At 56.6% G+C, this 23814-nt stretch carries 17 protein-coding genes and 7 pseudogenes; 8 read left to right on the plus strand and 16 right to left on the minus strand.

Going from position 1 to position 23814, the window contains the following annotated elements:
• Positions 1 to 65: 65 nt before the first annotated feature.
• Positions 66 to 365 carry a DUF982 domain-containing protein gene (locus ASC97_RS09495; protein ID WP_057468117.1) on the plus strand — a complete coding sequence of 100 codons (300 nt, stop codon included), beginning with the start codon at positions 66 to 68 and terminating at the stop codon, positions 363 to 365.
• Positions 366 to 374: 9 nt separating this feature from the next.
• Positions 375 to 653 carry a hypothetical protein gene (locus tag ASC97_RS09500; RefSeq protein ID WP_057468118.1) on the plus strand — a complete coding sequence of 93 codons (279 nt, stop codon included), beginning with the start codon at positions 375 to 377 and terminating at the stop codon, positions 651 to 653.
• A gap of 375 nt (positions 654 to 1028) precedes the next feature.
• On the opposite strand, the pseudogene ASC97_RS09505 reads toward ASC97_RS09500, so the two are convergent.
• Both ASC97_RS09505 and ASC97_RS09510 read right to left on the minus strand, forming a co-directional pair.
• Positions 1029 to 1367, minus strand: a pseudogene (locus ASC97_RS09505) (PAS domain-containing protein); the annotation flags it as partial.
• Positions 1368 to 1393: 26 nt separating this feature from the next.
• Complete coding sequence (locus tag ASC97_RS09510) at positions 1394 to 1894, minus strand: PTS sugar transporter subunit IIA (RefSeq protein WP_057468120.1); 501 nt, start codon at positions 1892 to 1894, stop codon at positions 1394 to 1396.
• A gap of 870 nt (positions 1895 to 2764) precedes the next feature.
• Between ASC97_RS09510 and ASC97_RS09515 the strand changes: the two genes are divergently transcribed.
• The 3 genes from ASC97_RS09515 to ASC97_RS09525 all read left to right on the plus strand — a co-directional run bounded on the left by ASC97_RS09515 (position 2765) and on the right by ASC97_RS09525 (position 4763).
• Positions 2765 to 3031 carry a hypothetical protein gene (locus ASC97_RS09515; protein ID WP_057468121.1) on the plus strand — a complete coding sequence of 89 codons (267 nt, stop codon included), beginning with the start codon at positions 2765 to 2767 and terminating at the stop codon, positions 3029 to 3031.
• A 60-nt stretch (positions 3032 to 3091) separates the two neighbouring features.
• Positions 3092 to 3361 (plus strand): hypothetical protein, encoded by a 270-nt coding sequence (locus ASC97_RS09520; protein ID WP_057468122.1) that lies wholly within the window; start codon positions 3092 to 3094, stop codon positions 3359 to 3361.
• Between the two features lie 472 nt (positions 3362 to 3833).
• Positions 3834 to 4763 (plus strand): universal stress protein, encoded by a 930-nt coding sequence (locus ASC97_RS09525; protein WP_057468123.1) that lies wholly within the window; start codon positions 3834 to 3836, stop codon positions 4761 to 4763.
• 126 nt (positions 4764 to 4889) lie between these two features.
• On the opposite strand, the gene mnhG is transcribed toward ASC97_RS09525, so the two are convergent.
• Together mnhG and ASC97_RS09535 are read right to left on the minus strand one after the other, a co-directional pair.
• Positions 4890 to 5252 carry a monovalent cation/H(+) antiporter subunit G gene (gene mnhG / locus ASC97_RS09530; protein WP_057468124.1) on the minus strand — a complete coding sequence of 121 codons (363 nt, stop codon included), beginning with the start codon at positions 5250 to 5252 and terminating at the stop codon, positions 4890 to 4892.
• A pseudogene (locus tag ASC97_RS09535) lies at positions 5249 to 5383 on the minus strand (monovalent cation/H+ antiporter complex subunit F); the annotation flags it as partial. The gene mnhG and the pseudogene ASC97_RS09535, both read right to left, overlap by 4 nt.
• A 160-nt stretch (positions 5384 to 5543) precedes the next feature.
• Here ASC97_RS09535 and ASC97_RS35160 point away from each other — a divergent pair.
• Positions 5544 to 5827, plus strand: a pseudogene (locus tag ASC97_RS35160) (transcriptional regulator).
• A gap of 385 nt (positions 5828 to 6212) precedes the next feature.
• On the opposite strand, the gene rnk reads toward ASC97_RS35160, so the two are convergent.
• Positions 6213 to 6632 carry a nucleoside diphosphate kinase regulator gene (gene rnk / locus ASC97_RS09540; RefSeq protein ID WP_057468125.1) on the minus strand — a complete coding sequence of 140 codons (420 nt, stop codon included), beginning with the start codon at positions 6630 to 6632 and terminating at the stop codon, positions 6213 to 6215.
• A 1921-nt stretch (positions 6633 to 8553) separates the two neighbouring features.
• Between rnk and ASC97_RS09550 the strand changes: the two genes are divergently transcribed.
• Complete coding sequence (locus ASC97_RS09550; RefSeq protein WP_057468127.1) at positions 8554 to 9078, plus strand: hypothetical protein; 525 nt, start codon at positions 8554 to 8556, stop codon at positions 9076 to 9078.
• Positions 9079 to 9139: 61 nt separating this feature from the next.
• On the opposite strand, the pseudogene ASC97_RS09555 reads toward ASC97_RS09550, so the two are convergent.
• A pseudogene (locus ASC97_RS09555) lies at positions 9140 to 9852 on the minus strand (IS6 family transposase).
• Between the two features lie 181 nt (positions 9853 to 10033).
• On the opposite strand from ASC97_RS09555, the gene ASC97_RS09560 reads away from it, so the two are divergent.
• Positions 10034 to 11275, plus strand: coding sequence for an SAM-dependent methyltransferase (locus ASC97_RS09560; RefSeq protein ID WP_057468128.1), 1242 nt, complete (start codon positions 10034 to 10036; stop codon positions 11273 to 11275).
• Positions 11276 to 11611: 336 nt separating this feature from the next.
• On the opposite strand, the pseudogene ASC97_RS35165 reads toward ASC97_RS09560, so the two are convergent.
• The 10 genes and pseudogenes from ASC97_RS35165 to ASC97_RS09610 all read right to left on the minus strand — a co-directional run.
• Positions 11612 to 12242 (minus strand): annotated as a pseudogene (locus ASC97_RS35165) (hypothetical protein); the annotation flags it as partial.
• 78 nt (positions 12243 to 12320) lie between these two features.
• A pseudogene (locus ASC97_RS35170) lies at positions 12321 to 12987 on the minus strand (hypothetical protein); the annotation flags it as partial.
• A gap of 26 nt (positions 12988 to 13013) precedes the next feature.
• Positions 13014 to 13253 (minus strand): hypothetical protein, encoded by a 240-nt coding sequence (locus tag ASC97_RS09570; RefSeq protein ID WP_057468130.1) that lies wholly within the window; start codon positions 13251 to 13253, stop codon positions 13014 to 13016.
• A gap of 91 nt (positions 13254 to 13344) precedes the next feature.
• Positions 13345 to 15354, minus strand: a complete 2010-nt coding sequence (locus ASC97_RS09575; RefSeq protein WP_057468131.1) for a hypothetical protein — start codon at positions 15352 to 15354, stop codon at positions 13345 to 13347.
• A gap of 562 nt (positions 15355 to 15916) precedes the next feature.
• A pseudogene (locus ASC97_RS36220) lies at positions 15917 to 16102 on the minus strand (IS481 family transposase); the annotation flags it as partial.
• Positions 16103 to 16136: 34 nt separating this feature from the next.
• Positions 16137 to 16511, minus strand: coding sequence for an Imm50 family immunity protein (locus ASC97_RS09585; RefSeq protein ID WP_057468133.1), 375 nt, complete (start codon positions 16509 to 16511; stop codon positions 16137 to 16139).
• A 28-nt stretch (positions 16512 to 16539) separates the two neighbouring features.
• Positions 16540 to 21210, minus strand: coding sequence for an RHS repeat domain-containing protein (locus ASC97_RS09590; RefSeq protein ID WP_057468134.1), 4671 nt, complete (start codon positions 21208 to 21210; stop codon positions 16540 to 16542).
• A gap of 33 nt (positions 21211 to 21243) precedes the next feature.
• On the minus strand, positions 21244 to 21516 hold the full coding sequence (locus ASC97_RS09595; protein ID WP_057468135.1) for an RHS repeat domain-containing protein: 273 nt from the start codon (positions 21514 to 21516) through the stop codon (positions 21244 to 21246).
• Positions 21517 to 21916: 400 nt separating this feature from the next.
• Entirely contained in the window at positions 21917 to 23020 is a 1104-nt protein-coding gene (locus ASC97_RS33875; protein WP_156390340.1) for a hypothetical protein, read from the minus strand.
• A 53-nt stretch (positions 23021 to 23073) separates the two neighbouring features.
• A complete protein-coding gene (locus ASC97_RS09610; RefSeq protein ID WP_057468138.1) occupies positions 23074 to 23808 on the minus strand; it encodes a hypothetical protein in 735 nt (244 codons plus the stop codon).
• Positions 23809 to 23814: the final 6 nt, after the last annotated feature.

Below are 23814 nucleotides of genomic sequence, written 5' to 3' on the forward strand. Positions count from 1 at the left end.
TCTAGCGAATCGGGGCGCCGTCGCGACGGCGCCCGTCAACATTCCGGGTTGGGAAGGAGAGAGCGATGAAACCCGATCTGTTCAGAAGACCTGTCACCATTCTTGTCGGCTTGGGCTTCCCTGCGGAAGTTCGCAGCGTCATGGACGCCTACCGACACCTTGTCGAGTGGCCGGCGTCGTCTGGAGACACGGCACACTCTATTGCCCTGAAAGCATGTCAGGCGGCGCTTCGCGGCGAAATCGAAGCGGAGACGGCGCGCGGCCTGTTCGCAGCATTCGCCGAAAAGCATGAAATTCTTGCGCCTGAAAGGCCCGCGATTGCTGCATCTCGCATGCCAAGCGAGAACGATCCCCACGTGCAATGAGGTCGTTTCATGAGAGACATCATGTTACAGCGGGTGGTCGATAGTGCGGTGGCCTTGGGGCCGACTGTTCTGATGCGAGGCATGCAGCTTCGGCGGCCGAACGATGTGGTGAATGCGCCATCCCTGTCGACCGATGACAAACGGACGATACTTGCCGCATGGGCATCCCATTTCTACGCGGTCGAGTCTAAACCGACGCTTCGCCAACTTCCCGGAACGCCAGAGCCGGTCTCCATCGACGAGGTCCAGTTGCGCCTGAAAGAGCTGGATCGGCTCTATGATCCGTAGAGCTTTTGACTAAGGAGTATGTGTAACCAGGCGAAAACAGAGGCGCGGCGAGAGCAGTTGTCCCGCCATAGCGTTTGGTCACGGCGCAGACGACCGGACAGGATGGCCTGCGCCGGTCTTCATGATGAGACCGGATGGATTGGCTCGCCGCGCAATCCCCAACAGTTCCATGGAACAAACGCGGCACTCACGCATTTCTTCGCGGATCTTCCCATAAAGAGAGCGACAGTGATTCCGGCAGACGATTTAAGCTTATCAGCCGCCCCAGTGTCGATTGGACGGATGCTGCTGGCCGAAGATGACATCCTCATCCGTATGGACATTGCTGATGCGCCCCGTGCGGAGGGTTGGGAAATCGTGGAAGTTGCGACGGCGGATGATGCACTTGTCGTTCTGTCGCGCGACCAACGCCAAGCGTTTGAGCGTCGCCTCGTAGCCAACCCGTTCCGTCGTTTCATTGACGATGCAAAACACGGCAAGCATATCACCGCGTTCGTCGGAAACGGGCGAATAGGAAATATCGAAGTAGACTGACTCCGGTAGGCCGTGCCGCTCGATATAGAAGGGCCTGTCCTTGGCAACGATGGTCTCGCCACCTTCCCGAACTTTCAGCAGAAGCGGTTCTAGGTCGTCCCAAAGTTCAGCCCAATTTTCCTTCGCCGGTCTCCCTAGCGCGTTTGGGTGTTTGGCGCCGATGGTCGGGGCATACGCATCATATAGATGGACGCATCCTTTCGCGTTCATCTGAGGGACACCGATATGGCGGCTCGCTCTGGGACTGGCCAGTCGATCGCTCGAGGATCGCCATCTAGGATGGTTATCACCTCGTCAGAGGATTGTGCCAATCGGAGCCCCTCGCGGATCCGAGGTGCCCGAAGCATCCGGCACAGTTGTGCAAGCGCTGGCAGGAAGGCGGCAGCGGCAGAGCGCGGCCAAAGAAGGGTGAAAACAAGGTCGACGGGATCCCCGTCGGCGCTGCCGAAATCAATAGGAGCGGCTAATCGGGTGAACGACGCAACAGGCTTTGAAATCGAATCGAGCAGAGAATGCGGGACAGCGATACCACGGCCAATACCCGTCGCTCCGCTACTTTCGCGCTCCCAAAGGCCACGGAGAACAGCTTTATCATCAGCCTCTATCCTCTGCGCAATATTAAACGCGATTTTGGATAGCGCGGAATGCTTCCCCTGCGTCACAACGTCAAGGAAGATGTCTTTCTCTGACAGGTTTTTGAATATCATCGTGGTTGCCTCAAAGCCGAGCCGCGCACATGCGAACGAAGCGCGTTTGGCACTCCGTCTGCAGCGGGGGTCACATTGGATTGGGATGCTGGCGGACCCGGACGCGATGCCAGTGAATTCGCGCCCGGGCTAGAGGCCTGCTTTAAGGCGTCGTGGTTCTCGATCGTACAAGAAGATATCCATAGCTCTAAAGATGGGGGCAGTTTGTTTGAAATCAAGATAACCGCAGAAACGGCGAATCTCAGTTGCGTTTGTAATCGAACGAAATGTCTACTTCCAATTGGGGGCGGCGGATGGCGAAATCATTATGTGTGAGGCAATTGTTACGCACATGGTGGCGGCCACTACTCGGTGCAGAAATACAGCATTAAAATAGCTTTTCAATGGCTGTGCGCGACAGATCGGAGCGGCCCATGGCTGCCGACCTTTTGGCAATCGCTAGTTAACGAAAAAGGATCTCCCCGATGAAAAAGCTGCTCCTCGTACCTGTTCTTACACTCCCTCGGTTTGTGCCAGGGCAGCGGATGACTTCGCAAAATCGCCACCGGCCGCCGGCTATCAGCAGGTCAGCAAACTGGTGAAGTTCCTGATTTTTTGCCTGGCAGGGGCCACCTCTTCGTCGATCCGGCGACACTGCCTGCCGGTCCTTTCCTTGCCTATGGTCACTACCGAAAGCTTGTCAGCACGATTTATATGCTGCCGACGAAGGATCTTACCCGGAAAAGACATTCGATAATCTTGCAGCGCCCGGCGGCTGCATGTCGACCATGTCGACGTCTACTACAATGCCGGCCATCCGGGCGTCGAAGAGCCACATGTCCATGTGGTGCTGTGGCATGTCGCAACGGACGGCGAAGCGGGTGTCGCCAAATGACGGTCGCGCGGCGTGATGTGCTGAGCTTGGGTGGCGGGCTTCTCGCCGCCCTTTCCCTGTCCCGACAGGATGTGGGGGCCCAAGAGGTGGTGGAGATCAGAATGCAGAATCGCGCGGATGGCTCACATGTCTGGTTCGATCCGATTGGTGTTTTGATCAAGGACGAGGCCCTCACGGCGTTTTCGATGGTCGAAGAGATAATGGCGAAGCGCATAGTCAGCCGGTGTAAAGAGCCACGGCGACAGGTCGGAGCCGACGGGTGAATGATCGGACGGGGAATGAGAGCTTTCTGCGACCGTCGGTGAACAAGGAGATTAGTAACCATGGCAGACACGGCGCTTCCGAAAGACAATCCGTGGCCATCGCAGGCGGCACGAGGCAGCCGCGTGCATGCGGTCCAACAGCGCGAACGCGCAATGTATCGACTTTCAACCTTGGGCGAGATGACAGGCGGTATTGTCCATGATTTCAGGAACCTCCTGGCGATCATAGAATCCGGCCTAAGGCTCGCCGAAAGCATGGCCGACCACCCCGAGAACGTGCGCGACTATATTGCAGCGGCGCGGGAAGCGTCAATCGAGGTGTCGAGCTGACGTCTCAGATGCTCACGTTTGCGAACTACAAAGAACTCGACGCAAGCCTTCGCCGCCGACAGCGTCGGGTAGCGTCATCTTCTGGTCGCGCAGCATCGCCGTCGTCATAGGAATCACCGGGGTTCCCGCCGTTTCGCTTATGCGTCCCAGTGCCCTCGACTTGACTCGTTGATGCTCGCCGGCGAAGATGCCGCTATGAAGACCCGCGACATATACTCCTGCTCTTGCATCTGGATCTGCTCTATCGCAGAGCACTAGACCCGGACCGGGTTCTGTCGCTCCCGCGTCTTGGGTTCAATCTACATAGCTCCTGCTTTTGTACGCGACGAGTTTGCGAAACCGCAACTTGTGCTGGAACATCCAGTCGGTCTGCGGTCGCGAAGAACGTAGCCATGCGGTCGGCAAAGCCTGCCGCTGACGTGCCGGACCCGCATCGAGCGACCGACGCGTCTCAGATCATGGGAATAGAAACATGTTCAATCCTTCACTGGATGTGTCGGGCGATGCAGTCGTCAACCAGGTACCAAGTCATATTGTTTTCGCCACCGACTTCACGGCGCGATGTGATCGCGCGCAGGATCGTGCGGTGCAGCTTGCCATCGAATGGAATGCCAGTCTCACAGCTGTTCATGCAATCGACGATGCCTGCGTAGCTGCCAACGCCTCGGCCCGCCATGCTCACCAGGTCGCTGCGCGCCGAAACGCCAAGCGCCTGCGTGAAGATCTGGCAGGGGTCGAGGGTCTTCGCTTGTCCGTTCACGTCGAAAGCGGAAGACCGGCAACAGTAGTTCAGGCACTGGCGACGAGAGAGCGGGCTGATCTGATCGTCACCGGCCTGGCAGGAAGCATGATACTGGGCGCACTGCCGATGGGCAGCACCGTCAGGGCTCTGGCGAGGTCATCACTTGTTCCGGTGCTCGTGGTGAAAAAGAAGCTCCTGAACACAAGGTCACGAACGTTGGTGGCCACCGACCTAACGGCGTCGTCTAGCACCGCTTTGCGGGTTGCCCTGAATTGGTTCCCCAATGGCCGGCATGGACTTTTTCATGTTATCGATCCGCCTTACCGGATGTGGGCGGAGGACAAAGCGGCTTACACGCGCCAAGTTGAACAGTTCGCGATCGGTGAATGCGCGAGGTTCGCCGTCGAGGCAGCTGGCGCGGCCGCGCGGAACAGGTTCGATATCACTGTGAGAGATGGTGACGTGGTGGACGCCCTGCGCCCCGTGGTAGACGAGGGGGACCTCGACCTTGTCATTGTTGGGACCCATGGCCGCACAGACGTGATGAATTTCCTCCTGGGCAGCGTGGCATCTCGAATTGTGAATGAGATCGAGAGTGATGTGCTGGTGGTTCCTCCAAGTTTTAGTGAGGTCCGCCCTGGAATGCCGACGTTAGGCTGAGCTGAATAGCGATGAGTTTGCTGAGCCCATCCTGGAGACGCGCCGGACCGAGACCCGAGTGTGGGGCAACGTCTGTCGGCCATCGTCCCCTGCATGTGCCCCACGTGCCACCGCAGAAGTGCCACGTTAGGGTTCGACCTGGCCGCTCAGCAGCGGCACATTGGGATTGTTTTCAAACCTGTCCCGATATAGCGCCGCCTTCGCAAGAAGCATCAGGGTTACCGGAGTAGTCACAGTGATGAAAACTCCGATCAACACTTCGTGCACTATCAGGCGACCTCCGGCCACGCTGAAGAACAGGATGGAAGCAGTCATGATGCCGCCGGTTCCCCAACTCGTTGAGAGGGTAGGAGCGTGAATGCGCTCATAGAAGGTGGGCAGTCTCGCAAAGCCGATGGCCCCGATCAAGGCCAACCCCGCCCCAACGAGAATGAAGAAGGCGATAAAAAGAGCCAACCAAACCGGCGTGTCGGCAGCGGAATACGTCATTCGATCACTTCCCCGCGCATCAGGAACTTGGCCATGGCAACGCTCCCAACGAAGCCAAGCAGCGCGATCACCAGGGAGGCTTCGAAGTACACGGTCTTTCCGGTGCCGATACCGAAGACTGACAGCAGCAGGCAGGGTTCTCGAACTTGTTCGGAGTAAAAATGCCGTCAGCAAGCTTCCTGCGAAAGGCAGGATGACGATCAGCACGAGAACCGTCGATGCTGCATCTACCCCACTTGGATTCTCTCCTGACGTGGAAGTGGCGGCCGCAAAGCTTTAAGCTTTACCCTCATTTGGCTATATCTATTATATGGGTCTCGCCACAGTAGAAGTAGCCTCACGCCGGCATTATGTCGCGCCGCACCCGGTTTCCTTGCGTGGACACAGGAGGAATTGGCCGCCCGCTCAACAGTCTCTCGCAGTACAATCCGCGACTTCGAGGGAGATCGACATGGGCTGCATCGGTCGACGGAAGCGCAGTTGCTCAGCGCTCTTAAACCGGAAGTGTCATGTTCGTTGACATTCTCGGCTGCGGCACGGCGATCTGTGGTGCGACCAATGCTTCCAACGAGTGAGCAAGCGGTGGATTTGAGGCTGCCGAATTCGCGAAGAAGATGTCGAGCGATGTAATGCGCGTACCATTTTGCCTCCCAACTTTGCCGAAAATGCGCCTCGGCGAAGCAGCCGAAAATGCGCTTTAGAGCCCCCCCCAGGTAAGCCGCAGCCTAATCCAGAGGGACGAATTCTCATCCGACCGTTCCTCCATCCTGCCTCTCCACGGGCATCAATGGCGTTAGCCACCAGCTATGTCCGCAGCCAATTGACGGCCAAATCTACGCGCTTGCTAGGATCAGAGTTTGATGACAACACACCTCCGTTTTCTCCGGACACTTGTCACGGCCCAGTACCACGGCGGGTGGATGGAAAGTGGTAGAACTTCCGTTTGTGTGCGTGATCGTGTCAGCCGGTGTGAACGGGTCCGATAGTTTCGACTGATTTTACAGTCAGCCTATGGACGTGCCCGTCTCGGCCGCTCCAGTTGATCGACTGTCCGGACGAGAGCCCAAGGAGAGCTACTCCTACAGGGGTCATCACGCTCACCATCGATCGCTCTATGTCGGCCTCGCCCGGATAGCAGAGAGTGACCGTTCGCGATTGCCCACGTTCTGTCTCGTAAGAGACAGTAGAGCCGAGGCCCACTACCTCGATTGGAAAACTGTCGTCGATCACCACCGAAGCCCGCTCGAGTTCGGCGAGGAGCTCATCAGCCACGTCGAGGTCCCGCCCAGGTGCCGCCAGCGCCAGCGACGTAAGGCGGGAGTGGTCGGTTTGGCGCACGATGATCGACGGCTTGACGCCAAAAGCTAAGTTGGTTTCCATTTTTCATGCATCCTCACGCAGCCGTTCGGGCCGCACTGACAGAGTAGAGTCTTGTGGGTGTGGGTCGCGCAGGACCAGCAAATGACGGAGATGACGATCCCAGGGTTCAAGTGCGCGACAGCTGCGAAGAACCCTGGGCTAGAGTCCTTCGATAAGACGCACTCCGCGGCGGCGACGGCTACGAAATTGAGAGTTCTTCGTCATGGTCCTGAGATGATGCCGTTCCTGAGGGGGAAGTCAAGGCACTCCCTCAATCCCAAGGTCTGGCTATCCCGATGTTGCCAAGCTGCGACCGCAGCGACAGATTATGTTTGGCGTTTGCCTGGGATACCGGGCACTTCAACATTGATCGCGGCGGACGCTCGGCTGACCTTTCGGAGAAGAGACCGGGCCAGCTGAATTGGATGCGGCAGCGCGTCGCATACCGACACGAGGCCGGATGGCTTGACTTCTTGGCTCCCAATGGCAATCTTAAAGACCATGTTGAACAACCGCGACATATTCCCGATCGAAGCCTTCAGGGTCTGCCCGATCGCAGGATCGTAACCCCGGATCCGGCCCATCGTCGTCTGCCGGATCATGGGTAAAAGCGGTCAGCACCAAAGCTTGCTGATAGCCCGACAATTCTTCCACAACAGTATCGCATGCATGGCAACCGTCGTGCTTGCACCGGAGGCATCGCGAGCAATGTCAAACAGTATTTCTTCGTCAAGGCACCAGGTATCCATTCTCGGAGCAACAGACTACTGGTCGCTCGTACGCCTTGCCAACGCTGCCTCGGCGAAGGACCGCCACGCGTCCGCCGACCTGGTCGATAAACTCGAAAAGAGCGTCGTGGTGCCGGATGGGCACTCCCCAGAGGATACCGTCGGGATCGGTCGCTCTAGACGGTCAGCTCGACGAGCTGACTGTGGTGCACGTTGCCGAAAGACAAATCACTGGCTTCTGGCACTAGCGCTCCTCTACGTCAGCACATCTCCCTGAGGAACATCAATGCTATTGCGCGACAGCAGATACGGAAAACACCGGGGAAGTTGCCTCACCGCAGGCAGGTAGCCCTGTGCTGCCCATCGTGGTCGGCACAGGGCGTTCCTGTTGAACCAGCGTTGGCACATCCACAGGAGACCTACGATGACTACGGTCCATCCGCCCCTCATATTTTCTGATGGGGATACTGCTATCCTGCGGCGTCTGCTTGATGACGCCACTCCGCTTGATCGGGCAACGGCTTTGATCCGCAAGAGACGCGGTCGCATTCTCGCAAACCTTCCTGGAAAGGTGGCGACGATGAATAATTGCGTCGACTTCCAAATCGGAAGCGACGTTCCCACTACCGCTTATCTAGTGGACACCGGTTATCTAGTGGACACCGGGCAGCCCGCCTGGTTGTTCGGGGTGCGTCGCGCAGCGCGGCCTAGTCGGCCGTTCTGTTCTCCGTCTCGAGGAACCTGAACTTGACGAGATTGAGATCCTCGCGACCAATTCGCTTAAGCGAAGGGTCGACCAGCCCCAGTGCAAGCTCGAGGCGATTTCCGGATCGGCAGATTTGGTGGCACGGCCCCGGGAGCAAGCACAAAGCCGGCTCGACCCTTCGCAAAGTGAGGCGGCGCGATGACCTATCATTCCTTCGCCAATAATCCGTCTCGGGGCGCTGTCGACGTTCAACTCCACTACGACCGCCTGAGCGGGACCGCGTACGCCTGCTCGACTGTATTCGATGGGGTTTTGCCGTCGCGCTATCCAAGCCCTGAGGCTGCAGCGGAGGGGGCTCACGTGGTGATCGAAACCGCCATTTCACGTAGCGACCCGAACTTCCCGCCGCGCCAGATACGAGTTTGGTTGCGCTGAGGTCCTCATCGAGGTGCTGCGGTATCCCCGACCATCGACGAGGTGAGCGACAATATTTACTGGAGAAATGAGCATGTCCAGAAAAGCTTTTTATCAATTGACCGCCGAGGATGCCAATGTCTTGATGTCCATGCTCGAACGGCAGGGGGACCGCCCGGGTCCGTTCGCGGCCGTGCTTCGAGAGAAGTTTAACCGTTCGAGGGTGTTTTCTCGCGAGGACATTCCCGCCAATGTGGTGACGATCGACACCGAACTCGTCTACACCATCAACGGCGTGAGGGCCGGACCGCATGTTCTTGTCCATAAACCGGCAGTTGGATTGCTCGGACTCGCCCTCTCTGTTTGTTCGATGCGGGGCCTGGCGCTCTTGGGGCTGGCGGTTGGGGCGAAGACCGAAATTCCGGGAAACGACGGAGAGTTTGAGGTTCTAACGGTCGAGAGCGTGCTGTTTCAGCCTGAGGCGGAAACTCGCCTGAAAGAGGATGGTCGGCAAGCCGCAGAACTGATTGACGAGGCCCCGCAAGTGGTCGATTTCCGGCCACGGCCCAGAAAAATCGTGATCTCCGATGATGATGATCCTGGTCCTAGTGCCGCATGATCGGGAACGGAGTTGTCACGTTATCGAGCGGTGATTGAACTATACCCGCGGCTCTCTGAGATCAGGCAACTGCGCCCGTCACAGCTTTCCAATGCGCTATTGCGCGGATGCGGTGAATGTGAGTTGCCAAGGCGGATCGTTTGTGACGCGGGGTGACGAAGAGATTTCGAAGCGCCGAGAAGATCGAGATGAACCGCTGCAAGCCGCCTGCTGATCGGAAACCCTGCATCGTTTGTTCCCGTTTTCGCAGCGGCAGATGAGAATTTTCCGCTCGATTGTTGAGGCTGTGGGATCGATGTTCGACGCCAGGCATCACGTCACGCTTGGCTGCTCCATAGGAGCGAAGCTGTCGGTGATGATCCGCTTTGGGCGGCATGCTCTGTCTCTTCAACAATCTGATGAACAATCTGATGAGCAGTCGCCTGGCGGCTTTCGTATCGCGCCGGCTTTGGACGATCTCCTCAAGAACATAACCATCCTGGTCAACGGCACGCCAAAGCCAGTGTTTGCGGCCAGCGATGGAAATGACCACCCGTCCAGATGCCAAACATCCCGGGCCGCAGGCGGCTTGCGACGGAGTTGCCTTGCGTGGGCGGGTCCGAATTTCCGACCCCACCGGCGGATCGTTTCATACGAAACGACGATGCCACGCTCGAGCAGCAATTCCTCGACCAGTCGCAGGCTCAAAGGGAACCGGAAATAAAGCCAGACCGCATGGACGATGATCTGTTGCGGAAAACGGTGGCGCTTGTAGGCGATGGCGGAATTCTTCATCCCACCATCTCTACGCTCCAATCACTGACAGCAAGTTTATGTGACAACACCCCGCAGAGGCATACCCTTCGTTGCCGCGAACGAGAATGTAAATATCTCTCGCGTTTTCCGCGAAGCGGATCATAGTGTAGGGAAACTAGGCTCCGGCTCTACCGCATGGGCCATTTCCGGAAAGTACTGCATGTTTCCGCTGTCACATATGATGAAAGCCTTCATTCGTAGAGGCCGCCTGACGGTCATCGATGCGGAAGACAAGCGGCACGTCTTTGCCGGGACAGACGGCCCGCAGGTGACGATGCGGCTGACCGACAAAAAGCTTTATCGCACGCTGGTGTTCAATGCCGAACTAGCCGCCGGCGAGGCATACATGGACGGCACGATGCGTTTCGAGGAAGGCTCGACCCTGCGTGACTTTCTCACCCTCTTTTCCGTCAACCGCTTGTCACTCGGTTCCTATCCGATCCAGAAGATTTTGCGCGCCATCAAGATGCGCTTCCGCAAGCGCCAGCAGTCTAACAAGAAGGTTCAGGCTCAGCAAAATGTCGCCCATCATTATGATGTAGGCAACGACTTCTACAAACTCTTTCTCGACGAGAACATGCTATACTCCTGCGCTTATTTTCGAGAGGCTGGTGAGACACTCGAACAGGCTCAGCGCAACAAGCTGCGCCTACTTGCCAGCAAGCTTGGCCTCAAGCCCGGTATGAAGGTATTGGATGTTGGCTGCGGCTGGGGTGACCTTGCGCTCTATCTCGCACAGCTGGAGGACGTTCAGGTACTTGGTGTGACCTTGTCAAAAGAGCAGCAGACACTGGCCACCGAGAGATCGCAAAAGGCCGGGCTAAGCGACCGGGTGAAATTCGAGCTTCGCGATTATCGTGACGTCACAGGTCCTTTCGACCGCATTGTCTCTGTCGGCATGTTCGAACATGTCGGCGTCCATCACTACGACGAATTTTTTGCAAAGTTGAATGCGCTGATGCCCGACGACGGCGTGATCGTGCTTCATTCGATTGGACATATGAGCCCACCGGGCATGGCCAGCGCATGGTTGCGCAAATACATTTTCCCCGGCGCCTATTCACCGGCCCTGTCGGAAGTTTTTGAAGTGGTCGAACGTAATAACCTGTGGGTGACCGACCTGGAATGCTTGCGCGTCCACTATGCGACGACCCTGCAGCATTGGGCGTCACGCTACGAGAGTAACCGCGAGAAAGTCGTGGCGCTTTATGACGAGCGTTTCGCCCGTATGTGGGAGTTCTATCTGATCAGCGCCGAGATGATGTTTCGCACCGGCAGCCAGTTGGTCTTCCACATGCAACTCTCGCGCTCGCGCGACGCTACCCCGATCGTGCGCGACTACATCACCGACCAACAACGCGCCTATATCGAGAAGGAAAAGGCGCTGAACCTGGTCGTGTGACGCGACGAAGGCCATGCGGCCCTCCTCCTGTGGTAGCTCGCGCGACCGATCCCGCCTATTGAACACGAACGTGGCGAGTCCTTGGTGGATCCCATGCGCGCCGGGCCGCGACCTCGTTAGCCCCTTGGTCAACAGCCTTTCGGTGCTGCATCCGGTTTCAGCCTCACGGCGAGAAACAAGTCGCCATTTGTGAAACGTCGGAGACCTGGCGTCGATACTCCAGGCCCCGATCCGTGACAGTTTGGGTCGCATCCTCTGGGACGAAGATCCTGTCGTTTGGCAGTTAAACGTAAGAATGCGGCCGTTATTTTGAGAGCGGGAAAAAGCCGGGGGGCACGCTGCCAGGTCGAGCTTTGCTTTTTTGAGACGGCCTCGGCGACGGCGGCTCGAACCTGCAGGACCCGATGAGCGCCAATYGGCGACCAACGCATCTGTCGCTTCTTATTCATGCGGGCATTRACGAGACTSTTTGCTGCGCTTTCAGCGGGGGARCTGGATATGGGCTTGCCTGACCAATATCGCTGGCAGTAGTTGACAATCGAARTCTTGTTCTGGACCAGATAGGTGCGAAGATTGGTGATCAGCTCATATGTGCCGAAGCCGCATCGATAGATGAAACCAGTCAAGAATATGCGTCATGCCGCATCCTCGGCACATGAACCGCGACGTCGCGAAGGTAGACGTTCAGRTCTTGCCGATGTCTGATGCCCTCCCAGGCCTGTTCGATGTGCCGAAGCCGCATCGATAGATGRAACCAGTCAAGAATATGSGTCACAGGCTGKCGCGTTGCGYTTAACACGATGCTTTGCAGTCCGATYTCTCCRTCACTGAAGACAGYAACGTCTCGGCCTGGAAGCCACCCTTGTGCGCGCATCGCTGCGCGAACGACATCGKATTTGGCGKTGGCAATATTAGGCGCAGCAGCAAATTGGCGCGGTGGCCGCCCCKGCACAACAACACGTCCCATGGCGATCTCGAAATGCCGGCTTTGGTAGCCCGGAACTGCGCGAATATAGGCGCCATCAATGAAAACAGAAACGGCAGNGCACAACAACACGTCCCATGGCGATCTCGAAATGCCGGCTTTGGTAGCCCGGAACTGCGCGAATATAGGCGCCATCAATGAAAACAGAAACGGCAGRCTCGCGAGCTCGGCTGATMCGATAGGGGCTCGCAATGTCCCACTTTTCGATCTGATCGGCGACCTTTGCGAGCCGGYGRCTGACAGTCCGGTGGTTATGTCGATGTGTGGCCGATYCAACCGGCACAAARAGGTCCAGCACGCGGGCTGCTTCTCGAAAGGATAGCCGAGAGCCCAGTTCCGCCTGAATTCGCTCCAATTCTGGTGTTGCTCTTCCATTCAGTAATGTATCGAGGCTGGATGTGCGCGAATCTTGCGCCTTTCCGCATGCACARCTGCGCCACCGTGGCACGCGCACACAACAAGSGCCGAGGAGCGAGTCTATCGTACGGGATCTGTAATCATGAAYCCTCCGGAGGCCATCRCAGTCTTTGCATTTACGATCCTGCTGGCCGGCCTGGGCGGCCTGAAACTGGGTCAACCCGRTTTGTAGACGCCGCTGTATCTCCTTGCCTTCTTCCAGAGAAGCCCCTTCGACAATGCGTTCGACACTGGAAATCTCAAGACGCTGCGGAACGCCGTCCACGCCAACAAGCTCGACCCAGATGTTCATCTTCAATTGCGCTGWCAACGAGTGCCTTTCCAAAAAGCTCTCGACTATCCGAAGATTCTTACCCCCACGTTTTTCCCGCTCCCCTTAGCCGGTGTTACGGCTCCGCCGTTAAATGTGTCGTCGACGAATTTTCCGAGGAATTCGACTTGCTTCACACTCGGACCATCGGCCTTCAGCGAGGCAATATCGAGCAACCGCCTTGTGAATTCACTGGCTAGAGGCCGGCCGGCCGTTTTTGAAAAGCCGGCTCCCACGATCATTACTACGCCTGGATCAAATGCCATGAAGCCCCCTAGTTAACGTTGGTTGTTCCTGCCTATCCAACAGGCAATAGGCCACCTTGGAGGTGCCAGAACCCAAGTATTCTTTCACGTCTTAGAGTTGACTGCCACGGCTTCCCGACTGCTTGCAACGCAACATGCTGTCGAACTCTTTGAGTTTAGCGAAAACCTCAACGCCTCGAGGGCCTATAAGCTTGGATGCATCGATCGACACCTCCCGCCAGTTCAGCGTACGGTCCTCATTCGGCCCAATGGGTATTGACCTATCGTGGGTGTCGAGGCCGAAAGCCGCATATCGGACCCGCAATGGATCCTGTAAATGTCGTCGGAGATCGAGGTCTAAATCGCCGGTCAACAGGGGCAAGGATAAATCTGATTGCCAACTGGCCGGATCGGCTAGGTCATCATTCGGATCCAGCATGGCTGCAAATCTCTGCAGATAAAAGAATTCAAAGAAGAGATCGGAGTCAATGACGGGATAGCCATTGACCGTTAGTCCGGCGCCGAACTGCGTCGCTGTCATAATAAATCCGACCACGTGAAGGTCTTTGACTTCGCCACGATATCTCGTTTTCTGTGCCGCTGCCTTAAGGTTCGAGCGAATGAATGACATGCGCGCATCCAGCTGCGCGGAAGCATGCCGGAGCTCCTTCATATACTGTCCGATCTCAACAGGAATCGTCGGAAATTTTCTGAACTTTAGCTCCGCGATAAAGATCGTGCTGTCGATCCGAAATGCGAGGTCGATATCGCCGACTGCAGGCTTCCAGTTCTCCGTAACAACGTGGAAATCCTCAATCGTCACCGCTTTAGGAATCTCCTGCGTGCAGCGCTTGCGGATCGCTTCTTCGAAGCGTGCACCGCGGTTTCTCAAGACGTCGTCCGCCTTCGCCGATGATAACCATTGTTCGCATTGGCGGTATAGGTTCTGCTCGACGAATGAGGGAAGTATAGGGATGTATTGATCAGCGTTGATACGCACGAGGGGTTTGCCCCACAAACCGTCGACCGAGGTCTCCGAAAATGTCAGGAAGTTGATCATCGCTTCGCGCTTTTCAGGCTCAAAATCAAAGCCGGCCAATAGCTCGTCAAGAAATGAATGTGACATCGCCAATGCAGACAGAGCGACTTTTCCATTGAGAACGAATTGGCTGGCAGAAACACAGGCCGAACTGAGAAGATCCCATGCTGCGAGCAACTGCTCAAGCGTAAATGCATTGTCGCCCTTTCCCAATCGGTCGAAGAGCACCAGCGCCAATTCACTGGATTCGAGTCGTTTTCTCGGTGGCAAGCCGGCCGGCATTGGGTCGATGCCGGGACCGTGAATTTTTAGCTGATATTCCAGTCGCCCCGAACGGTTCACAGCCTCGACCTGAACCGCACGCTCCAGATCTTCGCCTTGATCCCATTGTTGCTGATAGTGAACAGCGAACTCGCCTTCCTCCAAATTCCGGCGCCATTCCGCGATAGCATAATTTGCTTCAACATCGCTGTCCGGTGCGGGCTGAAAGGACCAAACGTCGTCGTGTTCCTTCAGCGCCCATCCTTGCCAGAGGACCCGACCCCAGAAGAATTCAACCTGATAAATCTCGGAAAAAAGCGAAAAGGCTGCCTGCACAGCCGTAGCAAGATCAGCAGTGCGATTGGATGACGTGCTCCCCATAGCGATGACAGCCTTGAGCATGCGGCTCCAGACATCGATCGTGCTGGTAATCACGGCATCGTAGCTTGATATATCGCCGACTCGATACGCAATGCGCAGATGACCCGCTGCCCCCATGGGCAATACGGATTGCTGTGCAAGAGCCTCCGACAGAAAGTCTCTTGCCGTGGCGAACGACTTGTTTGCGCTGAGCGCTAGATAGTAGGTGACCACCTCCGCCGGATGGCTCGTGAGGCCCGTTTCATCCACAGATTTCCAGAGCTCAAGAAGGCGACTTCCGATTATCCGTCCCGCACCGTGAACTCGCTGATCCGCATCCGACCGCCCGTAACGCTCATACTCAAGGTCCCACGCCTCGACGCTAAAGCCCTTGGTTCCCGGATTGGAAATCTTCCTATCCCGGACGAGCAGGACAAATTGATTCGCGGTCTCAGTCGTCATCGTCTCAAATCTCGTTCTGATAAATCAAACGTCATATTTTTTTGTTTGGTGGGAAGAATTCACGAGCTCTCGCCAACAGCGCCGCGGCTGGCGGCAGCGAAACTTTTCAAGCCGGTACGAAGTGTCGTGGCGTCGTATAGTTGACAGGCCACCGACAAGGCGCCGCTCTATGAGGTGGCGCGGTCGGCTCGGCTCGATTCCGCAGCGCGCGCACAATGTAGTCGCGCAGAATTGCCCCAAATTTCCGCCATCTTCGCATCGATTTGCGAAATGCATTGCGTTCGCGACCCATCCTCAAACAATCTTCTCTATCTCTCAGCGCCCTCAACTTCGCGAAGATGGATTGATATTCGATGAACGTTATACGCGATTAATTAAACAGTGTTGCGCGAGTTGCTGAGATGAAATTCTGAGGCCGGGCCTGACCAAAAGGGATAACGTCCGGATAGTCGTGCGAAATCGATGACGCCCACCGTTGATCAACGGGATCGTCGGTTCATATACCTTCAAGGCGACCACTGGCAGGGCTGTCCGATCCGGATGCATAGGTAACAGTTCGTTCCTAAGACATGGGTGACAACCTCGTGCCGAACGGGTTGTCGATGGTTTGCAATGTCTTCTGCTTCAGGTCGATATATCCCAGATCATAGTGCATTAAGCTGACAAGCCAAATACCGTCATCGACCTCTTTCTGTCCCAGTTTCTGTCCAGCGAGCACGATCGAGATGTTGATCTTCTTGCGATAGACATCCGCAGGGTCAAGGTCTTGAAGAACCAGCTAGTTAGTAGTCATCTGGATGTTCGATTTCCACCACTATCGAATTTGCAGCCACAGTTCCTTCAAGTCCGAAGGAACTTTGGAGCTCAATCTTAGATCCGCTATCAGTTTCAACTTCCTCTAAGCTGAGCAGCACATTCTGATGGTTCCATCCACGCAAATCTTGCTCCACGATTCCATCGAGTGAAAGATGGACCACCACTTGCCGCTCCCGCGTGAGGTAGCCCCGATGGTCGACCGTGCCGCCAGTGTTCCAAGCTAATACGCGAATGCTTGACTTTTGAGGTGAACGTCGCAACTCGACGCTTAACACTTCTCCATCATGAAAGTCGGGCTTCCGTCCAAACCATGCAATTGCATCTGACCAATCAATCGACATTTCTTTCCTTTCAGTTGGCTTACAAACATCACCGATACCGGTCCGGGATGGGGATTCCGGGAAGGCGGGTGCTTCCCTGCCAAAAGTGCAAATGCGGAGTTCCAGCACCGTGATCTTGATTGGGGTTGAGATCTATATCGCAAAATGGCGCGCCGCCCATGTTATAAATCCGAATTTGCTGCCCAGGAAGAGAAAGGCTCCCCCCAGGGGGGCCATTTAGTGGCAAGCTTTGCGACGCTCGCCCATCCAGATCGATGTTAGAAAGCGGACTGTTGGTGGCATAGACATACAGATTCTGCTGCCCACCATTGAGTTCATCTTGTGGATCCCTGGATAACCATCGCCCGACAACCGGATCATACGCCCGATACCAAGTCAGGCCAAGACTACTGTCGCGATCAGCCACCATCCCGGCGAACCCAAAATCTGTCGTCGGCGCGGTGCCCTGCAGCGGCACGCCGAAGGGGTCGTAGTCGTTGGTCGGCGCGCTGCTGGCGCTGGCGAACACGCGCCGTACCGATCCGATCTGATCGACACCGTAGTAGAGCGACTGGCCGGGCGATCCTGTGAGGAACTCGCCTTCGTCGAAATAGCTGAGTTGCGGAGACCCGGCGGCACTGCGCGCCTGGCAGATGCGGTCGCCGCACCAGAGGTAGTTGGTGGTCGTGCTGCTGCCGCCCCCGGCCGGCGTGGTGCCGATCGCGACCCGTCGCCCAAATCCATCGTAGCTGAACTGCGTCTGCTTGCCAGATTGGGCGGGATAGGTGATCTTGATCAGGCGGTTCTCGGCATCCCAGCTGTAGCTCCGCTGTCCGTCGGACAGCAGGTTGCCGTTATGGTCATAGCTGTAGCCCTGGCCATTGACGATGGTAAGCTGATTGAGATTGTTGACGGATGCCGTTTGAGAGAGCGTTCCCGGCGTCGAAACCGAGGCGTCGCTGGTCTGCATGATCCCCGAGATAAAATTCTCAGGGGTCGTCGTGAAGGCGAAGTTGGTGAACTGGCTCGTCGCAAGGCCTGTGTTGCTGATCGCCGATAGCCGACGATCATGGGTGTTGTCGAGATAGCTCCAGGTGGTTTTCAGGTTCGAAGTCGTCGGTAGGAGCTTGCGTTCAACCAGCTGTTCCGTCTGACCGAGATAGCTCAGAGCGAACGACCCGAGATCGCTCGAGTGATCGATGATGCGACCAATGGCGTCGTACTGGAAGGTTTCCGGACCGCTCCCCGCGATAGTCCTGCCTGAAAGGCGTCCAAGGCCATCATAGGCATAGTCAATCTCGTGCGAGCAGCTCGTTGCCCCCGTCGCGGTAAAGCATTCCTGCCGCGGTTGCTGTGCGCCGTCGACAAACGACGGGTAGTAACTGTATGTCGTCGTTCCGATCCCTGATGTCATCGAGGCGAGCCGCGGGAAATAGACGTCGTAGTTGAAGCCGACATTTTGTGTCGGATTCACCGCGTTCAGGTAGCTGAGGGAGATCAGCTTGTCATCGAGTGCATACCCATACTGTTTGGTCTGTCCGAGAGCATCGAGAACGGACTTGAGGCGGCTGGTCGTATTCTCATAGGTGTAGGTGAGGGTGCTTTGATCGGCATAGGTTTTGGCCGTCAGGCGCCCTTGGATGTCATAAGTCCAGGCGGTCACATTGCCTTTTGGATCAGCTAGAGACGTCAGCTCCCCGATCTCGTTGTAGCCGAGCAGCGTTTCGTGGCGCATGGGGTCTGTGATCTTCGTCAGGCGTCGATTTGCGTCATGGTCGTATTGCCATTGCCGACCCTCACGGTCCTTGTAGGACGCAAGGTCAAGCTTATCGTAGGTGAAGCGATCCGTGGTGCTGTCCGGATAGCTGATCGTCGTCAGCCGGTCGGCGGCATCGTATTCGTAAGTAACACTCCAGCCTTCAGAGTCAGTGTAGGTTCGAACCCGCGCGTGGCTGTCATAGGTATAACTGCCTGCGTTCGCCTCATTGGCATTGACGATGGATGTCAGATTGGCGTTGGCATCGTATTGATAGGTGGTCTTCTGTTCGAGGGGATCCGTCGCTGATATGAGCTGGCCCTTCGCGTTGTATTCATACGTTGCCCTTCGACCAGCTGCATCCGTGTAGAGGAGCGGCCGATGGTGTGCGTTGTAGATGAACTGCGCCAGTGTCGAGACCGTACCGAACTCGGTCACCTGGCTGATCGCGGCTAGGTCGATGCTATTGGCGTAAGCATAGGATGTGGTACGGCCAAGCGGGTCGATGGCTTGTGTCAGATTGTATCCGCTGCTGTCGTAGGAAAATTGACTGATCTGAGAGCTTCCGTCATCGAGCACGCGGCCAATGGCGATTGGCTTGTTATACGTGCCGCCGAAATAACTGGGCGCTGTCTGGCCAGGATAGTTGAACCAAACTCTGTTTTCGAGGGCATTTTTCTCGCTCTCGATCGCGGTGCCTTTGATAGACGCTCCGGGCATATGTACGAAGTGACGCATACGCGCTTTGGAGTAATCACAGCCGCCAGTATCGGTACAGCCAGCCGCGACATAGGCGTGCTTGTCCCAATGGAAACCATCGCGGTAGGTGAGGTAGGCATTGAGCGGCGGCAGCGGCATGCCGACAGGAACCTTGGTGGCCGGGTCACTTGCCGGGACGGGAGCCGGTTCCAGCCATTCCTCGCGTTCCTTGTAGCCGAGGGGATCGGTTACTTGAACGAAACGAGGCGGGCTGCTCGTGCCTGGAGCGGTATAGCTGAAACGCGTTGTTCCATAGGGTGTTGTGAGACTGTTGACCAGTGAGTTGTCGTCATAAGTGAACCTTGAAGTCAGCCCGATGATGTCAGTGATGGAACTCAGACGCCCGTTGCCGTCGTAGGTCAGTGTTGCGCTTCGGCTAAAGGGATCGGTGATCTTGGTCACGAGCAGCGGCCGTGCCGGCATGCCGTAGGTAAACGTGGTGTCGCGGCCAACTGCGTCGGTAATCGACGTCAGCCGTTGCTGGGCGTCGTAGTGCAAGGTGGCTGCGTTTCCCTGCGGATCGACAATCTGGCTGAGGAAAATCTTGCGTGGATAAGACGCGCTGCCATTCGCCTGCGCATAGATCTCGACTGTACCGTCGCGCAGTTGGCGGCGATAACTGATAGGCGATTGTGATGCGATCGCCAATATTGAACCATCGTTGTCCTGCGCGGCGAAGGTCTTTCTCGCAGTGTTAAAACCGATGTAATAGAAGGCGCCACCTTCGCCCATGACCCGAGAGACGTTGGCACCAGGATTGGTCGGGTCGTCGATGACATAGCTCAGCCAGCTCAGCGTCCATTTCGGGCCGACATTGAAGTAGTTGAAATTGGCCGGCTGGCTGTCTTCGCGCTGATTGTAGCTTATGCCGATCTTCATCGAGGGGCCGATCGGCGGCACGTAGCCAACGGGAATATCAGACAGCGAAACGCTGACGCTCGATTCCTTAATGTTGTAGATACAAAGAGGGCATCCCTCATTCGCGGGCCAGGGTGTTCGCCCACCAAGCTTTGGTATATTCGGTACCGGCATCTCGGGAGCAGGCTTATTGGCATTGGGGTCGCCCGCACCGCCCTGCCTGGTTCCGTTCGTTGGCCCTTTGCCCCAGACCTTGCCGGCTTCGGTGGTGTCCACGGTTTTCCATGTGGCCGCTGCAACCTCGGCATTGCTGGGCACGAGGAAATAACCACTTGCCTCAGCATCGAGCGCCGCTGCAGTCACCCAGATATCGGAACTTGCAAAGACAGCATCCTGAACGTGGTATCGGCCATTTGCTTTGCCGATGATGGCTGCGAAATGTCCGACCTTCCAGTGAACGATTGATGGGACCGGAACCGCCTGGCCGGGTTCGCGTCGAATTAGCCGGTGATCAAGTGTTAATCGTTGGGCGAGTTCTCCGAGCTCAGCGAGACTGGTGCCATCCAGGCCTGCGTTGTAAAAAAGTAAGGAGCTAAGAGTTTCCGGCCTAGCATGTTCCGCGAGCATCAACGAACGCAATGCCAGCGGACCACAGTTAAACAGATGCCGTGGGTCGGATCGCACCAGCGTCAGTTGTTCACGCGCGGCCTGGATTGCTTCCGTCGCCGATCCCGAAACCGCACGCCCCCCGATCTGATCGAACAGCGTGCCAAGGTCATCGGTATGTCCAAGATTGGCATAGAGGCGCGCGAGTTCACCAACAGCGCGATCGACGAGCGCACGAGAAGCTGGATCGCTCGCATCCTTGCCCTCTTCCCAGGCATGTTGCCACGCATCGGCTGCACGGGAAAAATAGCCGTAGTGGAGATCGGAGAGGCCGACATTTGTAAAAAGCGCTGCAGCCCAGCCGGAGTGTGGATGGACGACGAGGAAGGCTGTGAGCGCGCTCACGTCCTCCGGTTGATGGCGTCGATTGTAGCTCGCGAGCGCCTGCAAAAGAGCCTGGTCTTCCGTGGCGTCTGTCGGTGACGTGACAACCAGTGGTTCTGCGAATTCGGCGGCCGCAAGGGCAATCGCTTGTTTAAGCGGCGCTAAAGGCACCCCAACGGTGGTGGCTTGTGCTGGTGTCACCACCAACGTGGCAACAAAAGGCGTGAGTACGAAAAGGCTCACCACTGCTGCAAGCAATGCTGATTGTTTCTGTCGGGCCATGCGTCCCTCTTCTCGGCGTTGGCCGGTCGTCGTGTAGATTATTTCCGCCAAGGCGGAGGCAAGCCGCAAAGACATTTCCTCAGTCTCCAGTGCGTCCGAGCGAAGCTGCTATGGGCTGGTCCATTTGACGCAGCCCCATGACGCAGAACCCCAGGTTGGCGGTGTCGCTGAAGCCACGTCTGTCTGCGCTGTGCGATTGCCATTGGCGTCGTAGACGTAAACGACGCATAGGCCGTTGTCGTAGAGCGCGCTTACTAAGCGGCCATCCGGATCATACCCATAGGTCACAAAGTTGTCGGCGGACGCGGGCAGTGTCCAGCCAAACAGTGTCGCCGTCGCGATGACAATGCCAGCTCCGGTAAGCCATGTTCTCAACGACATCGCATTTCCCCTTTAGGCAACAAGCGAGCTGGGCGGAGCCGTCGGCGCTCAATCGCCACATAGGTTTAGACTTCGAGAGCGGCGAGGGCCGCTCACCAATGGGTCAACGGCGCACGCATCACTGTCCCGCCAACAGCGAGGACCTGGACGACAATACCCACGCTCAACTTCGGTGACTGAAAGGCTGCGTTGTTTACGACGACCCCGGGCGATAGCCTGGGTGATTGCAACCCACCGTTCTGCAATATCACACCCGGTGAAACTTTCGACGATTGAAAGCCCGTCTGTTGAGTCACGATACCGGACGAGAGTTTTGAGCTTTCAAAATTCGAATCCCCAGACGCGACAGTCGCGAACGACATCGCCAGTAGAGAGACAGCAGCAGCTAAACGAAGGCCGTTCATGGCTTTGTCTTTGCGCCGACATTAAATCCTGCCGCCTGGAAGTCCGATACGGCCCACGGCGCGGTCGTCGCAGGGTTCACCGCCTGAATATAGTTGGTGATGTTCGAGAAACTGTTGGTCGGGCCAAGGTCGGGGGAAGGATAATCTGTGCCGTTCAGCCGTACCAAGAAGTCGAAATGCTGTGGCCCTGAAGATCCAACCAAAGCACGCCCACTCATGACCAAAGCGAGGACATTATAGGCTCCCGGCGGGATCGTGCTTTTGATCGTGCATTCATGCACGACATTGGACGAACCTGAATAGGCGTAATTGGCATCGTTGGCGGTCGTTGCGTTCCAAATTGACGAACAAACGTTCGTCCCCGAAAAGTTTACCGTATTGCCGTTTGCAACAGTATTGGCGGTAAACCGAGCCATTGTGCGCGTATCCGTCGTTGCAATGATCACTTCCGACCAGGCGCCATAGTATCCAGATAGGGGCGATGCAAATTCAACCTTATTGAGTGTCGTTGCCCCGTCTCCATTTGTCACATCGCCAGTAAAGCCGCAGACCTTTACGCTGTTGCTATAGAGAGCGACTTCTCCAGAAGAGCTATAGTTTGCGTAAATATCGAGCTGGGTCAGTGCAATACCGAACGCTGATGGGCAGGTGACGAGGTCAGTTAACGTTCCCGTTGCTGTCCGCGACGAGATCTTCAAGCCTCCTGTAACCCCAGCGCCTCGTACAATGAGGGCCGCATTGCCGTTGCTGTCCATCAGCCTTAACATCTGAGTATTGGCAGTCGTGGCGTTAACTTCGCATCCATAATTGTATACGTTGCAATATTGTGCATGCGTCCACAGAGACGTGCTGGGAGCAAAAGTCGAAGTTTCGAAGCGATTTGTGGGGGGATCAGATATGGTTCCGAAGGTTTTATAGCTCTCTCTCGCCCATCCGGCTCGAAACGTACCAGGGGCGTCAGTGATCAAGCAGGTTCCACCCAAGCTGCATACGAAATCTACATCCTCTCCTCCAGAATAGAGAAGTGTCGCCCAAGCTGTCGTCGACCAGAATGGCAGGATGAAAACCAGCAAAGTCGCTAGTAGGCGCCGTAATTTCATGGGACTTCTCCATGTAGAACCGCGGAAGGACAGGGGATATGACGGTTAGGTGGTCAAGCGCCGTCGCCGGTAATAATAATCTCGGCGGCCGAACCACCGGCGTTCATATCTACGAACAGGCCGAGAATGGCGTAAGGGCCGTAAGTCTTTGTGTAGCTGTGGGGGGAACGCTGGGTGGTGCCCGCTCCGGCAGCGATCGCGATCTGCCCATTGCCCGCCTGTTCGATTGCAACGGAGCATCCGGGCGGCAAGCTGTTCAGCGTGGTCACCGTGACCGGCGAGTTGCTTGTGAAGCGGATGGTCGTGCCGCAATCGCTTGCAGCGAGGATATAGGCTGTTCCGCTCTGGGTCGTTATCGAGCCGACGACGGCCCCGAATGTCTGCGTTCCAGACCAGGTATTGCCTCCATCGAGGAAAGGCAACACATGGCCGGATGTCCCAGTGGACGTCCAAAGCTCGGGACTGGTTCCGCCTCCTCCGGAGGTCAGCAAGTCCCCGGGGTTTCCTGCCGTGGCGGGCAAATTGAAATTGTAGTCGGAGGTAGAACTCGGATTCTGCATGGTGATGACACCGCCGCCGGGGCCGGAGAATTGCTTGCTGGGAACTGGAGCGGGGTTTTCGATACAATCAACGAGCGCGCTGAAATCTCCCATTAGCGGCGTCGCATCCGCAACTTGGCCATTGGTGATCACGTTTGGAATCGTGCACTGCGCTTCGGCGACTCGGATGCCGCCGAAGGCAAGGCACGCAACGGTCCCGGTGAGGGCGAGAAGACGTCTGCAATTCATGGCATC

The sequence above is a fragment of the Rhizobium sp. Root1203 genome (assembly GCF_001424945.1).
Taxonomy (GTDB): Bacteria; Pseudomonadota; Alphaproteobacteria; order Rhizobiales; family Rhizobiaceae; genus Rhizobium.

What these genes read in the sequence shown, in the direction of transcription:
- ASC97_RS09585 (WP_057468133.1), bottom strand. Translation starts at nt 16,511, where the DNA reads ATGTCGATTGATTGGTCAGATGCAATTGCATGGTTTGGACGGAAGCCC.
- mnhG (WP_057468124.1), bottom strand. Translation starts at nt 5,252, where the DNA reads ATGACGTATTCCGCTGCCGACACGCCGGTTTGGTTGGCTCTTTTTATC.
- ASC97_RS09595 (WP_057468135.1), bottom strand. Translation starts at nt 21,516, where the DNA reads ATGTCGTTGAGAACATGGCTTACCGGAGCTGGCATTGTCATCGCGACG.
- ASC97_RS09495 (WP_057468117.1), top strand. Translation starts at nt 66, where the DNA reads ATGAAACCCGATCTGTTCAGAAGACCTGTCACCATTCTTGTCGGCTTG.
- ASC97_RS09510 (WP_057468120.1), bottom strand. Translation starts at nt 1,894, where the DNA reads ATGATATTCAAAAACCTGTCAGAGAAAGACATCTTCCTTGACGTTGTG.
- ASC97_RS09610 (WP_057468138.1), bottom strand. Translation starts at nt 23,808, where the DNA reads ATGAATTGCAGACGTCTTCTCGCCCTCACCGGGACCGTTGCGTGCCTT.
- ASC97_RS09500 (WP_057468118.1), top strand. Translation starts at nt 375, where the DNA reads ATGAGAGACATCATGTTACAGCGGGTGGTCGATAGTGCGGTGGCCTTG.
- ASC97_RS09520 (WP_057468122.1), top strand. Translation starts at nt 3,092, where the DNA reads ATGGCAGACACGGCGCTTCCGAAAGACAATCCGTGGCCATCGCAGGCG.
- rnk (WP_057468125.1), bottom strand. Translation starts at nt 6,632, where the DNA reads ATGGAAACCAACTTAGCTTTTGGCGTCAAGCCGTCGATCATCGTGCGC.
- ASC97_RS09570 (WP_057468130.1), bottom strand. Translation starts at nt 13,253, where the DNA reads ATGGCATTTGATCCAGGCGTAGTAATGATCGTGGGAGCCGGCTTTTCA.
- ASC97_RS09525 (WP_057468123.1), top strand. Translation starts at nt 3,834, where the DNA reads ATGTTCAATCCTTCACTGGATGTGTCGGGCGATGCAGTCGTCAACCAG.
- ASC97_RS09515 (WP_057468121.1), top strand. Translation starts at nt 2,765, where the DNA reads ATGACGGTCGCGCGGCGTGATGTGCTGAGCTTGGGTGGCGGGCTTCTC.
- ASC97_RS33875 (WP_156390340.1), bottom strand. Translation starts at nt 23,020, where the DNA reads ATGAAATTACGGCGCCTACTAGCGACTTTGCTGGTTTTCATCCTGCCA.
- ASC97_RS09550 (WP_057468127.1), top strand. Translation starts at nt 8,554, where the DNA reads ATGTCCAGAAAAGCTTTTTATCAATTGACCGCCGAGGATGCCAATGTC.
- ASC97_RS09590 (WP_057468134.1), bottom strand. Translation starts at nt 21,210, where the DNA reads ATGTCTTTGCGGCTTGCCTCCGCCTTGGCGGAAATAATCTACACGACG.
- ASC97_RS09560 (WP_057468128.1), top strand. Translation starts at nt 10,034, where the DNA reads ATGTTTCCGCTGTCACATATGATGAAAGCCTTCATTCGTAGAGGCCGC.
- ASC97_RS09575 (WP_057468131.1), bottom strand. Translation starts at nt 15,354, where the DNA reads ATGACGACTGAGACCGCGAATCAATTTGTCCTGCTCGTCCGGGATAGG.